Source organism: Ligilactobacillus murinus (assembly GCF_003288115.1).
GTDB classification, from domain to species: Bacteria; Bacillota; Bacilli; order Lactobacillales; family Lactobacillaceae; genus Ligilactobacillus; species Ligilactobacillus murinus.
The window spans coordinates 1613666-1627500 of record NZ_CP023565.1 but is presented as its reverse complement, the minus strand read 5'-3'; the positions used below and the strand labels follow the sequence as shown (position 1 = coordinate 1627500).

General features: G+C 38.7%; 10 protein-coding genes, 2 rRNA genes and 1 pseudogene (1 of these 13 cut by a window edge). 6 read left to right on the top strand and 7 right to left on the bottom strand.

All coding sequences use genetic code 11. From position 1 onward, the window contains the following. The 3 genes from CPS94_RS08080 to CPS94_RS08070 all read left to right on the top strand — a co-directional run. A 23S ribosomal RNA gene (locus tag CPS94_RS08080) occupies window positions 1-45 on the top strand; it begins 2872 nt to the left of the window's first position. Window positions 46-116: 71 nt separating this feature from the next. Continuing rightward, window positions 117-233: ribosomal RNA gene (gene rrf, locus CPS94_RS08075) — 5S ribosomal RNA — on the top strand. Window positions 234-442: 209 nt separating this feature from the next. Further along, complete coding sequence (locus CPS94_RS08070; protein WP_112193580.1) at window positions 443-1069, top strand: hypothetical protein; 627 nt, start codon at window positions 443-445, stop codon at window positions 1067-1069. 220 nt (window positions 1070-1289) lie between these two features. Here the strand turns inward: CPS94_RS08070 and CPS94_RS11805 are convergent, their stop codons facing one another. The 3 genes and pseudogenes from CPS94_RS11805 to CPS94_RS08060 form a co-directional block, all read right to left on the bottom strand. After that, window positions 1290-1463 (bottom strand): hypothetical protein, encoded by a 174-nt coding sequence (locus CPS94_RS11805; RefSeq protein WP_407936382.1) that lies wholly within the window; start codon window positions 1461-1463, stop codon window positions 1290-1292. A 27-nt stretch (window positions 1464-1490) separates the two neighbouring features. Next, window positions 1491-1712, bottom strand: a pseudogene (locus CPS94_RS11800) (phenolic acid decarboxylase); the annotation flags it as partial. Window positions 1713-1749: 37 nt separating this feature from the next. Next, window positions 1750-3030 carry a hypothetical protein gene (locus CPS94_RS08060; RefSeq protein ID WP_112193575.1) on the bottom strand — a complete coding sequence of 427 codons (1281 nt, stop codon included), beginning with the start codon at window positions 3028-3030 and terminating at the stop codon, window positions 1750-1752. A gap of 286 nt (window positions 3031-3316) precedes the next feature. Here CPS94_RS08060 and CPS94_RS08055 point away from each other — a divergent pair, with 286 nt between their 5' ends. Beyond that, window positions 3317-5446: a PTS transporter subunit IIBC gene (locus CPS94_RS08055; RefSeq protein ID WP_238145408.1), complete on the top strand. Its 2130-nt coding sequence runs from the start codon at window positions 3317-3319 to the stop codon at window positions 5444-5446. Window positions 5447-5512: 66 nt separating this feature from the next. Beyond that, entirely contained in the window at window positions 5513-6322 is an 810-nt protein-coding gene (locus CPS94_RS08050) for an endonuclease/exonuclease/phosphatase family protein (protein ID WP_112193571.1), read from the top strand. 44 nt (window positions 6323-6366) lie between these two features. Here CPS94_RS08050 and CPS94_RS08045 read toward each other — a convergent pair whose 3' ends face one another. Continuing rightward, entirely contained in the window at window positions 6367-7929 is a 1563-nt protein-coding gene (locus CPS94_RS08045) for an ATP-binding cassette domain-containing protein (RefSeq protein WP_112193569.1), read from the bottom strand. Between the two features lie 11 nt (window positions 7930-7940). After that, window positions 7941-9872 carry a class III lanthionine synthetase LanKC N-terminal domain-containing protein gene (locus CPS94_RS08040; protein WP_112193567.1) on the bottom strand — a complete coding sequence of 644 codons (1932 nt, stop codon included), beginning with the start codon at window positions 9870-9872 and terminating at the stop codon, window positions 7941-7943. A gap of 425 nt (window positions 9873-10297) precedes the next feature. Between CPS94_RS08040 and CPS94_RS08035 the strand changes: the two genes are divergently transcribed. Continuing rightward, window positions 10298-11095 carry a helix-turn-helix domain-containing protein gene (locus CPS94_RS08035; RefSeq protein WP_162626424.1) on the top strand — a complete coding sequence of 266 codons (798 nt, stop codon included), beginning with the start codon at window positions 10298-10300 and terminating at the stop codon, window positions 11093-11095. Between the two features lie 57 nt (window positions 11096-11152). On the opposite strand, the gene CPS94_RS08030 is transcribed toward CPS94_RS08035, so the two are convergent. Beyond that, the gene (locus tag CPS94_RS08030; RefSeq protein WP_004050688.1) at window positions 11153-12148 is read right to left on the bottom strand and encodes a LacI family DNA-binding transcriptional regulator; all 996 of its coding nucleotides are present in this window, start codon (window positions 12146-12148) and stop codon (window positions 11153-11155) included. A 14-nt stretch (window positions 12149-12162) separates the two neighbouring features. Continuing rightward, window positions 12163-13659 (bottom strand): sucrose-6-phosphate hydrolase, encoded by a 1497-nt coding sequence (locus CPS94_RS08025; RefSeq protein WP_112193563.1) that lies wholly within the window; start codon window positions 13657-13659, stop codon window positions 12163-12165. Window positions 13660-13835: the final 176 nt, after the last annotated feature.

Sequence of the window (13835 nt, the reverse complement as noted above, 5' to 3'; positions counted from 1 at the left end):
GACGTATGGAGCGGACCATTACTAATCGGTCGAGGACTTAACCAAGTCAAAAACGTAGCGTTTTCGGAGATAAAGATATTGTCTAGTTTTGAGAGAACAAGGTTCTCACAAAAAAGTGTGGTGGCGATAGCACAAAGGTTACACCTGTTCCCATTCCGAACACAGAAGTTAAGCTTTGTAACGCCGATAGTAGTTAGGGGATCGCCCCTTGCGAGGGTAGGAAGTTGCCACGCGATCAAAGTCGTTAGTCGATTTGACTAGCGGCTTTTTTTGTATATCCTGCTATTTGATGAACACTTTGTTCAAGTGGGGGGGAAATAATTGAATAATATGATAAAACAAACGGAAGATGATATTTTAAGAGAAGTCTATGACATTATTTAAAATCAAAATGTAACAAGAGATGAACAAAGATCGCTTCGCATAAACAATTAAAAGCTTCGTGAGTTATCGGTGGTTATTGACGTATTTATTTGGAGCGAGTCCGATCGCTGAAGCGAATTACTTTAAAAAAGGTGATAAATTGACACATCCAGTTCGCAGTTTACGCCAGAGCAAAAAATACGGTTTTGGCTCTAACTTTACACCTGATTACACTGATGTTGAAAGTTATTTTGCGCGGATCAAGCGGGCTGTGGCTAAAAAAGAGATCTACACAGCAGCGCAATTCCATGGCCCTGTTCGTTTTAAGGGCGATAATGTGGAAAATTTGGCAACGGATGGGATCAAATATTTAAAACCTCGGATGTTAGACCTTGATCCAACGAGCTATGTTGGGATAAGAACTGGGACTTTGCGCTTTATTCGGTTGTTGGCAAGTTATTTTATCATGAGTCCAACGTTAAATAAGAGCGAAGTCAGTGAAGCTTTGGCCGTTGCAGATAAACGAAATGAGATCGTCGCTTTAGAAGATCCGACGAAAAAGAGTCGATTATCAGAAGCTGCGATCGCATTGATCGAACATCTAAAAGTCTATGTCGATCTGATCCAAGCAGGACCTGAATATCAAGAATTGATCGAAGATATGCAATATCGGGTCAAGATCCCAATGCTCCAAGTGCTCGTTTAGTTCGGCATATCAAAGATGATTCACTGACACATTATGCCTTAAAGCGGGCTAAAGCTTATCAAAAATCAGCTTTGCTTGCGCTTCATCCGTTTAGAGGTTTTGAAGATAATGCGAGTTTGACCGCTGATGAATTAAAAGCAAAGATCTTTCGGGGAAGTTGGGAACCGGATAATAGATAAAAAAGATCGACTTCATCTCTAAGTAGTTGAAGTCGATCTTTTTAGCGTTCGATCAAGTCAGTATATGTTTTAGGCAACCATTTGAGTTGCCCTTCTTGGCGAGCAATCGCACGGTTTAAAATAAGATAATGTCCAAAATGCGCTTGGATATAGGAACTATCCTCAAAAAGCAAGTGTTTTCGTTTTTTTAGATATTCAAGTTGACAAGCTATCAAGTCGATCTGATTTTGAAACAGAGGGTGTAACTCAGGAGCAGTCGGTTCAGTCCAAGCAACTTTATAGACGCCTTCAGTGATCATCGTGATATATGCGGGCTGATCTTTGACCCAACGACCTGCGACCATGCCCCTGTGGATCCGATAGTCGACAGTATGGTCATTTTTAGCATACCATTCATATTCCCACCCATTGTCATAGGTATAAATAAAATGTGTTCCTAAGAAATCATCTAAAGTTTTAGTCAAGTCATTATGTTTAATTACCTGCCTTTTGTTAAGTTGCTCAACGGCTGTTATGCTTGGCTGAATAAAGGCGGTAGAGGTGCCATGAAAAGATCAAGTTGCCACTAATGATAAAAAGACTGATCAAGATCAAACGGACTATGAAAGCTGGCAAGCTATCTTTTAGCATAGCTTGGTGGTAGACGTTAGAGTAGAGCAAGGCAGTTGGACTATGTAGTTGCCAAAGCGAGACTAGCTCGATCGTCAGCCCTAAACATACTTGTTGTAACAGACTACCAAGTGTTTTTATTTGGCCACTTTTATCAGGTAAAAGCCCGTCATTTGTATTAGCTTTACCAGCGATCATTGCAGATAAAGCCGTGATAAAGTAACCAACAAGATAGATCCTAGAAGATAGCATCAATAAGAGCCCACAGACTATCCCTAAAAATGCCCCTATTTGGATAGTTACGTTAGGATAGGCCAGTTTGTGATAGAGAAGTGTGCCTAAAAAATTGCTGAGCATCAAAATGATAAAAGACCAGATGATCAGTGAGACTTGCCCGCGAATAAAGAACCAAAAGAGGCTATAGATGATCAAAAAGTTTTTCAATGCCCCTAACCAAAATTGATAGGTCTGTTCATAGATGCGAAAGATATCTTGATAAAGAAAAAACAAGAAAATGATCCCACTAAAGATCAACATCCATTCAAAATCAGCGATCAAAGCAGTTTGACGATAAGTTCTGATCATTACATAGAGACATAAAATAATACCAGCAGGGACAAAAGAGCGCAGGTTTAACTTGAGCTGAGCTAGCATCTGTGTTTTAGGTGCAGGTAAATAAAAGGAAGCCATTAACGTCATGAGTAATAAGAGTGCCAGTAGATAGAGATTGAAAAGATTGCTGAAATATTTAATATTTACCCCTACTAGCAAAGCAATCAAAATTGAGAACACTAAACCAAGCTTACTGCTTTTGAGCAAAAGCCCTTTTTTGATGAGCGTTGGTAAACAAGAAAGTCCTGTCCCTACTAAGATCCCACTGAGGTCTAATAAGATCTGTTGTTTAAAGAGCGTTCCGATAATTGCAAGGAATACGCCCCCTAAAGCTACACCAAGATTTAGCCGCAAGACTTTAGTATAATTTGTGATCTTGCCAAAGCTATTTAACGTAAAGACCCCCATCTTTTGAAAAGAATAGAGTAAGATAAAGGGTAATGCAGTATGTAAAGTTCCAAGGCCAACTTTGACATCGATCATAAAAGCAAAAATGATATTAGGTAAAAGCAGATAGAGTTTGCTGAGCGTGTCGCTAAATAAACTAAAAATTTTTTCCAATTGTTACACTTCTTTCTTTATGTACATTTTACACCTTAAATGCTAAAAATTATCTCAACGAGTCGATCATGAGAGTAAATTAAAAGAATAAAATAAAAAAATTAAACGAAAAGGTTTACATTTTTAAGAAGAGTCGTTATAATAAAAAATGTAATGAAACCGATTGCATAAATCGGTTGCATAACTTAACGATTTAGAGATAATTTTTAAAGGAGTGAGGTAGTTGAAAGCGCAATTTCAAAAGTTTTTCAGTTTCGAATTTTGGCAAAAGTTCGGTAAATGTTTGATGGTCGTTATCGCCGTAATGCCAGCCGCTGGTTTGATGATCAGTATCGGTAAGACATTGGCAATGATCGATCCGAATATGACCGTCTTGGTTACGACCGGTGGGGTTATTGAACAGCTCGGTTGGGGTGTTATCAATAACTTGAATATCCTCTTTGCATTAGCGATCGGGGGTAGCTGGGCTAAGGAACGTGCTGGCGGTGCTTTTGCTGCAGGTTTAGCATTTATTTTAATTAACATTGTAACTGGTACTGTTTTTGGCGTTAACGCTGAAATGATGGCAGAATCTAAGGCTTATGTACATACCATCTTTGGTAGTAAGATCTTAGTCAGTGATTACTTTGTTAACGTTTTAGGTGCACCAGCACTTAACATGGGTGTCTTTGTTGGTATTATTGCAGGTTTTGTTGGGGCTACAGCTTACAACAAATACTACAACTTCCGTAAATTACCTGATGCTTTATCATTCTTCAATGGTAAACGGTTCGTACCTTTCGTAGTTATTTGGCGTTCTACAGTTGTAGCGTTAGTTTTAGCTATTATTTGGCCAGTTATCCAATATGGGATCAACAGTTTCGGTATGTGGATCGCTAACTCCCAAGAAACAGCTCGTTTCTTAGCTCCATTCCTCTTTGGTACTTTGGAACGTCTCTTGCTTCCATTTGGGTTACACCACATGTTGACGATTCCGATCAACTACACCTCATTAGGTGGGACTTATGAGATCTTAACAGGCGCTCAAGCTGGTCACCACGTATTTGGGCAAGATCCATTATGGCTTGCTTGGACAACTGACTTGGTAAACTTGAAGGGTGCCGGTAACATGGACAAGTACAACTATGTCTTGACACACTGGACTCCAGCTCGTTTCAAAGTTGGGCAAATGATCGGTTCGAGTGGTATTTTAATGGGGCTAACGCTTGCAATGTATCGCAACGTTGATCCTGATAAGAAGAAACAATATAGCTCAATGTTTATCTCAGCTGCACTTGCCGTATTCTTGACGGGGGTTACTGAACCACTTGAATACATGTTCATGTTCGTTGCCGTACCTCTTTATATCGTTTATGCGATCATGCAAGGGCTAGCCTTTGCCACAGCTGACCTCATCAACTTGCGGGTCCATTCCTTTGGTAACATCGAATTGCTGACACGCTCACCAATGGCCATAAAAGCTGGGTTAGGGCAAGATATCTTCAACTTTATTTGGGTATCGTTACTCTTTGCGGTCGTGATGTACTTCATTGCTAATTTCATGATCAAGAAGTTCAATTTAGCAACACCAGGACGTAATGGTAACTACGATGGTGTCGATCTAGGTGGAGATGATTCGACAGCCACAACAGCAGATGGTAAAGCAGATCCTAACTCGCAAGTAGTCAAGATCATCAACTTGCTAGGCGGTCGTGAAAATATCTCTGATGTTGATGCCTGCATGACGCGCTTACGTGTTACAGTTAAAGATGGTACTAAAGTTGGCTCTGAAGAAGAATGGAAACAAGTTGGCGCAATGGGCTTGATCGTCAAAGGCGAAGGGGTCCAAGCTGTTTATGGACCAAAGGCTGATATTTTGAAATCTGATGTGCAAGACTTACTTGATTCTGGTGTCGAAATTCCAAAAGTTGATGTTATGAGTGGCACAGTTACAGAAGAAAAGAAGATCCAATTCAAAGGTGTGACTGAAGAGATCCATAACGTAGCCGACGGTGATGTGATCAAGATCGAAGACGTTAATGATCCAGTCTTCTCACAAAAGATGATGGGTGATGGTTTCGGGGTCAAACCAGATAACCAAAATGTTTATGCCCCAGTTTCAGGGACAGTTACTAGTGTCTTCCCAACTAAGCATGCGATCGGGTTGCTGACGGATGCTGGCTTAGAAGTCCTAGTTCACATGGGTCTTGATACAGTTGGCTTGAATGGTGAACCATTTGAAGTCAAAGTTAATGACGGAGCTAAAGTTAAAGCTGGTGACTTGCTTGCCTTAGCTGATCTTGATAAGATCAAAGCTGCTGGTAAAGATGATACAATTGTTGTAGCATTTACTAATGTACAGGATATCAAGGAAGTCAAAATCGATAAGTTAGGACATCAAGCTGCTAAGACAGTTGTCGGAACAGTTGAAGTCTAAATGATCTAAAACTAAGCGACGCCCAGATATCTGGCGTCGCTTAGTTATTTTATGGAGGAATTTTACGTGGCAAAATTTTTAACGTTGAACACACATAGTTGGTTAGGCGAAGATCCTAAGTGGGCTTTAGAAACGCTAGGTAAACAGATCTTAAAGGCAGATTATGACGTGATCGCTTTACAAGAGATCAATCAACGGATCGATTCAGCGAAAGTTTTAAACACACCATATACGTTAAAAAATCAACATCAGTTACATGAGGATAATTATGCGTTAAAGTTGGTCGAATATCTAAAGGAACATGGACTGACCTATCATTTTACCTGGGCATATAGTCATATCGGATATGACGAATACCATGAAGGTGTTGCCTTACTTTCTAAGCAACCATTTAGTTCAGAGAAAAGTGTTTTGACCTCTGCAGTAGATGATGAATATAATTATCACACGCGACGTGCATTGATCGCCAAGACTACTGTTGCGGGAAGAGAACTGTGTGTCGTCAGTGGGCATTTTTCCTGGTGGAAGAGTGATTTTAAGTCTGAATGGCAACGCTTAGAGCAAGCTTTGGCAGATGAACAAGCACCGCTAGTCATCATGGGTGATTTTAATAACCCGGAAAATACTTTGGGACATGATTTGGTCTTAGCAAGTTCTTTAGGTTTAAAAGATAGTCATTTAGCTGCTAAAAAAGTTACTGGTGGACCGACGATCTTACAAGATATCGACGGTTGGGAAAATAACGACAAGGCTTTACGGATCGATTTTATCTTTGTCAGCCAGCAATTAGAAGTCAAGGAAAGTCATGTGCTCTTTGACGGTAAAAAATTACCATTGATCAGTGATCACTTTGGTGTTGAGTGTGTGATCGAATAAAAAAGTGCCTCACAGCGTTAAAAGACGGTGTGGGGCATTTTTAGTCAGGATTTGTTTAATTCATTTAAAGCAAGCGTCTTGGTAAAGAGTTTTTGTTCTTTTGGACTTAGTTTATGGGCGATCTCGATCACGGTCCCATCAAAGGTCGCGATCGCTTTTTGATGGATCAATTCAGAGAGTTTAGGATCTAAAGCGGAAGTTCCTTCATCAACTAGTAAAACTGGGCGTTCTTGGAGCAAAGCTCGGGCTAATTCGATGCGCTGTTTTTGGCCCCCCGAAAGATCAGAGCCATCTGCTTTTAGTGAAGAATCAAGCCCACGTTGGGCGACTAATTCAGTTAGTCCAGTCAGATCAAGCACTTGAGCTAATTTTTCTTTTGAAACGTCTTTACCTAAGCAAAGATTAAAACGTAAGGTGTCGGCAAAGATGCGTGGCTCTTGGGCGACATGGGCAAAATAAGCATGGACGCTTGCACGATCGACAGGCGCGCCGTTCAACTCATATGTCCCAGTGTCTGGAGTCAATTCACCCAATAAGATCTTAAAAAGCGTTGTTTTACCAAAGCCAGACGGTGCTGTCCAAAGGAGCTTTTCGTGTTTTGAAACACTAAGATCAAGCTCATGGTAGAGATCTTTATAACTTACTTGATTTAAGTCAAGTGAAGTAAAATCTGTCGCCGAAGGGAGATCCAGGGTACGTTTAGTTTTTTTAGCTGTCAGATATTTTTGGTAGATCGTATTGGTCGTCTTAAGGGTATTGAATGTTTCTAAGATCGAGAGCAAAGGGCTGGTGAAATTATTTGAAAGCTGAGCGATCATAAGAAAAACACCTACCGTGATATGACCACTCATTATCAGGTAGATCCCTAATAAAAATGGGACCACGATCATTGTGATAAAACTAGTCCCGACCAATGCTTCAGTAGTGTAGCCAATATTTAACTTCATTTTACGTAATGCTTCTTCTAAGTTTAAGATCGGTTTTTCCATTTTAGTAGAAAATAATTTTCGGATATCATAGAGTTTGATCAAAGAAAGATTTTTGAGTAGTTCTTCGATTTTTGCAGTATAAGCACTGTTGCTCTTTTGCCATGCAACAGAAGAAGTTTCGACCTTTTTTGAAAAGAGTCGTTGAACGGCAGCTGGAACAAGCGAAGTCAGTGCGTAGACGAACGTTAAAAGTAAGTTGGCAACTAGTCCTGCGATAAAAGAAGTCAAAAATTGGAACGAGTAAAAGACGATGTTTAACTGGCCTTCGATCCGCGCAGTCTCAAGTTGCTTAAGATCGTTTGTCAGATAGGATATATCTAGTTTAAGTGCATTATCGGTTTCAAGTAAGTAAGCGACTAGATCATTTTTGAATCTAACGTTGACGTCTTTTAGAAGTGAAGCTCGTATTTTACGATAGCCTAGACCAAGTAAGGTAAAGAGTGCGAAGCCTCCAACAGCAAGCAATGTTAAAGCCAAGAGTTCGTGATAGTTTTTTGTCTGAGCTAAGTTGATGTAGCGGGCCACAAGAAAAGCAGCAAAAACATCTTCGAATGCTTTAACTAAAGCAAGCACCAAAAACAAGGAACTTTTAACTTTTGAACAGTATTTATAAAACATACGTTTCCCCCCTATGTGTATGGATTATGGATGAATTGTTGAAATTTTTGGATATCATGAGCATCTGTATAAAGGGTAGAGTTATATTTATTAGACAATACCCCATTACACCATACTTTTCTTCCTCTTACTTTAAAAGATAAGATATCGATATACTTATCCCAAGATAAGGCTAATTGAAGAAAATCTGTTGACTTTGTTACTATACCAGCGTAGATCAACATAAGACTAATACCTGCTGCACCACCGGTAATGTTTGCACTTTTTACATAACGACCTTTAAGCATAGCTAAGAATTTTTTCAAAGTTTCAAGTTGTGCAGTAAGATCATATTTATCGCAGAAGTATAATACGATATAGGCTAAACCTGAGACCCCCTCATAGATATAGGGAGAGTAATTATCTTTTACCTTACGATAAGCTAGTCCTTTTTTAATAATAAAGGAGTTTAGTAGTACATCTAGTTCTGCTATGACCTTACTTTGGCTACTTTTAGTTAATTGATCGAATAAGAGTTGATCAGCAGGGGCGAGTGATCTATATAGCCATTTTGAAATGGACTCCTTATGAATTAAAAAATCGTCTATCACTAATTCTTTTACCTGAGGAGAAGGTTGATGAAAAGTTAATTTTCCTAAGCTTGGACTATTTATTAATGCTTCAAATTTTTTAATATCATTTTGAGATAAGGCTATAATGATTTCTACCCAATCTTTTGAGAAATTTTGAATAGCTAACGCCTTACTAAACATTGAGCATACTTGAGTAAATGTCGCTGGAGGTAAATTTCGATTGATCCCACTGAGAGCATCTATGATCAAGAGGGCTAATTTAAACCAGTCTTCTGCAAAAGTATTACATAAGTTGCTTGGAACAATATATCCTGGAGTTATTATTTTATCTACATACTTTTTTTGATTATTCATGACAGAATCTGCACAATCAACAAAGAAAACTTCATTTTTGCTAGTAATAATAAAATTATTAGGCTTGATGTCACGAAGGATCACATTCTTACTATGTGCATAAGAAAGTAGATTTCCGATTTTCTTTATAATGTCGATAAAATCGGTCATTGCCTGTGCTTTTTGATCTATATCAACAACAAGTGGCCCTACAGAGGAAAAGTAGTCATAAAATGTTTTTCCTGAGATAGCTTCAGTAACCAAATAATAATTTTCTTGGCTATAAAAATCTGTCAAACATTTAGGAAAATACTTTCCATTGAGTAGCGATAATATATAGTGTTCGTTTTTTCTTTTATCAATAGCTGTTCCTGTATTAGTTCCTACGCCGAAACGAGCTTCTTTCAAAACAATTTTGTATTTATTTAGATAGTTGCCTAAATATACCCCACCTCCTAGAGAAAATTGAATAGCATAATCTAAAGAGATATTATCCCATAAAGTATTTGGCTTAATAGGATCAAGAGCATCTTTAGCAAAGGGATCAGTATCTATAAATGGTGGCAATAAAAAATATGGTTCTTTTTTATCTAAATACTTTTTTCCATTGCAATAGAGATAATTTTTTTCTTCAGTAGCTACAAAAAGTCCATAGCGGTATGAAATATTTGTAGTCCCCTTAAATTGAGCATCAGTAAGAACGATCGGTCCAGAAAAATTTTTCAAAAAACGATATAAGTCATATAACAAGCGACTACAATGTTCTTTATTTTGGGGATAAATCGTTATTAACTTTCCACCATTGATACGACTACCATGTATATCAAGTAGTGAATTGATCAATGAGATAGATGATGCATATTTAAAAGAAAATTTAAGCTTTTGAGATAAAAAAGCAACATGATTTAATACAGTTTGATAGTTTTGGATTGTTGCAGATACATGTATTTTCCACCCTTGATGAGGAAGCAGATAAAAGTTTGATCCACACCATCCGTTATACTCATAACTGATAGGGATTTTGTTAATAGGATGCATTACTAACGCCTACCTTATTTGAAATTTGTAATAATACTAGCACATAGAAAGAGGAAAAAATAAAAAATGGCATATATTACAAAAAATATAGTAAATCACTAAGTATATTCAGAATTATCTACATATTTTTGTCAATTACAACAAAAAATATAAATGAACAGAAATTGGATTATACTGTAGGAAATATTACAAGGAGGTGAATTTCATGGATACAAGAGAACTACAAAAGTTGCGTCCAGTACGTGAGGTTGTTGAATCACAAGAACATTTTACAGTTGTATGTCACATTGAAATCAAAGGTGAGTAATGGCTTAAAAATTAGTGTATGCTAAAAGTCGCTTAAATCAACTTGTCAAGGTTGAATTTGAGCGATTTTTATTATAGTCTAAGTAATGAAAAAAGAAAAAAGGTTTGGAGGGCTTTTGATGAATTGTGGGGAATTAGTGCGAAAGATCCGGTGTTCCAAGAAGATGACACTACAGAAAGTAGCTAAAAATGTTATCTCACCATCTACCTTGGCAAAATTTGAACGTGGGGAATCAAATTTATCGGTGGAGAGTTTTTTGAAAGTGTTGCAAAATTTACATATTTCATTGCACCAATTTGGCTTTTTTTATGAAAATGAGCAGATCAAAAAATCAGAGGAATTTTGGCATCGTTTTAAAGAACATACTTTGAAAGTCGAACAATTACAGCCCTTAAATGATAGTCAAAATAAGCGAGGGTTCAAATATCAGTTGAAGACAGCTTACAGTCCTAATAGGTCAGAAGCTGATGTAATGTATTTCAATGAATATTTCTTTGAAGTCGATGTCTGGTCGCTAGATGAATTGAGATTATTAGCTTTTAAAGCAGATCTATTGAATATTCAAAGTCTAGAGCATTGTCGGTCAGTGCTAGAAGAGCAGATCTTAGCGGATACATATGATGGTGCTTATCTAGTCGAAGTCTACGAAGTTTTATTGAGTTTATATAGTGAATTATTAGTAAACAAGAAACATTTTAAGCCAAAAAGAGAAGTCTATGAATACATTCAAGAGCTAGATATGAAGTATTTATGGTATCAACATTGGCTTAGCTTATTACTCTTACTAAATGATTCGATCTGTGAAAAGCAGATGTTAGGCTTAAAAACGACGGTCGAATCTTTTTTATGCTCACCTTTTCAAAAAATACCTTATTGCGTAAAAAAGGCGCTTACTGATCTTGGGTTCAGTTACTAAGAGCGCCTTTTAAGGCCACACTAAAAGGGCGCCCAACTAACTTGTTGAGCACCCTTTTTAGTTTGATCTAGAAGTCGAGTTGCGCTGTAAAAAAGTCACAGGCAACTTATATTGCATCTGCTTGAGTGGTTCGGTCGGTTGCTTGATCCGTGCTTTTAAGACTTCGACTAACAGTTCAGCGATGTCTGAGATCGGTTGAACGATCGTTGATAATTCAGGATGATAGAGCTGGATCTGCGTCGTACCATCAAAACCAGTGACCTTTAACTGCTCGGGCACTTTGATCGCTAACTCTTTAGCTGCTTGTAAGACCAGAAGTGCTGTGAGATCATCGGTACAAACGATCCCGTCAGCGACACTTTCTTGCAAGAGCCGTTTGATCGAAAAGAGCTTGAGCGAAGGTGACTCTGAAAAACTCACCGTATGGATATGGCGACTTAAGCCATAAGTTTCTAGCGTATCGCAATATCCTGCTAGCCGTTGATCAGTCGGGTTACCTTGTTGGTGCGGATTTCCCAGGAAATAAATGTGACGTGCGCCCGCATTATAGAGTTCTTGGACCGCCAGCTTGCCGCCAGCATAGTTATCACAGGAGACGATCGGGATCTGTTCTGAGAGTTTGCGGTCAAATGAAACGATCGGTAAACCGACGCGATTGTATTCGTCGATCCCGAGGTTATGTGCCCCAGCGATGATCCCGTCGACTTGGTTAGCTAAGAGCATCTTTAGGTATTCGCGTTCTTTTTCTTTATCTGAACCAGCATTACACAAGATGACCTTGTAGCCTTCTGAAAAGAGCTTTTGTTCGATCTTTTCGACTAATTCAGCAAAAAAAGGATTGGTGATCGCAGGAAAGATCAGACCAACTAAATTAGTGCTCTTACCGTGTAAAGAGCGTGCTAATGAGTTAGGTTGGTAGTTCAACTCTTCCATCGCAGCAAAAACTTTATCACGGGTCTTTTGACTGATATAGCCATAGTCATTGATGACACGTGAAACGGTTGTGACAGAGACGCCCGCTTTTTTAGCGACGTCAGTTAATTTGGGACGCATAGGCTCCATCCTTTCTAGATGCTTTTAAGCTTCCAAAAAGTACCCCGATAGTTTAACGCAGCCTCAGTTGGTGAAGTAAGCGCGATCTGTTTATTGCCAGCTTCGGCAAAGAAACGTAAAGTCAGCACATGTTCACCACCGTTGACAAAAATTTCACAAAGCGAGTGATCGATAAAGATCTCAAGGTCGAGCGCTTGTTGGTCTGGGAGCGCAATGGTGCGCATTGTACCAAATTCAGTTGCAAATTGTGCGCCGCTATCTGCACGTGAAACCGTCAAATATGCGTCTTTTCCAGTTGAGAATTCAAGCTTCAAACTTTGGCTAAGGTCATCATTGCCAGCTAAATGGAGGGTACCATTCTGGTCAGTATCTAAAGTCAATTTTAACTCATATTGCTCGCCACTTTCAGCAATTATTTGCTGTTTAGCATTAACTTTTTTAGCTGCTTGGAGCGAAGTGCCTTTTTCACGCAGATCAGCCATGGAAACAACAGGCCGTTGAATGAGTTTGCCATCTTTTAAGGAAAGTTCTTTGACTTGGCTCAAGCAACTAGCCCAGTTTTCTTCATCAGTTGGGTATGAAACGTCAGGTAATCCGACCCAACTGATCAGATAAGCTTTGCCGTCTGGGGTATTGAACGCTTGGGAGGCATAAACATCGAATCCATCATCTAAATTTTGGATCTGATTAGTTCCAGCTTCAAATTTGGCTTTGTTTAGCTGAACATCTTCACCTAGAAGATACATATTAGGATAGATATTGTCATAAGCTACGACATCTTTGTCCAAACCTTGTGGGCAAAAGACCAAAAGTGGTTTGTCATCGACAAAGATCAAGTTAGGACATTCGATCATATAGCCCATGTTGTCTTCAGTGAATTCAAGATAGCCCAAATCGGTGAAATCCTTAAGGTCTTTAGATGAGAATAGGGAGATCTTACCCGTCTTAGTTTCTTTATCTTGAGCGCCTAAGATAACATAGTAGAGATCGCGGTGCTTGAAAACTTGCGGATCGCGGAAATGATCAGTCGTATGATCTGGTTGTGTGATCAATGGTTCGTCTAATTTTGTGATCTGGCCAGCTTGATCCATCCAAGCACCAAGTTGGAATGGATGTCTGATCCAATCTTTGTCACGATGGTTACCAGTGTACATTAAGAATAATTTATCATCGATAGGTAAAGCGGAACCAGAATAAGCACCATGACTATCAAATTTTGTATCTGGTGCAAGCGCTAGGCCGAGATCTTTCCAATGCACTAGGTCATCGGAGACTAAGTGCATCCACGACTTAAGACCATGAGCGGCACCAAATGGAAATGATTGATAAAAAACATGCCATTGGCCGTTGAAATATGAAAAACCATTAGGGTCATTTAAAAGACCTGAACTTGGGCGAATATGGTAACCCATTTGGTATTGTGAATTAGCTGCTTGTGCTTGTAATTTTAAGAGTGTTTCGGCGCTCCAGTCGGCATATGCCCGATAGCGCGTTTCACGTGTCCATTCCATAGTTGAATATCCCTTCTTTTTAAGCGTTTTTGAAAACGTTGTCTATATATTGAATTTTAACTTTTACACCTGTTTGTGTCAAACGTATATCATAATATATCGAAATAAATTTCTAAGTTTAAATTTTTTAAAATAAATTTGTGATAAACGATTGACATATTTTTGAAATACGCTAT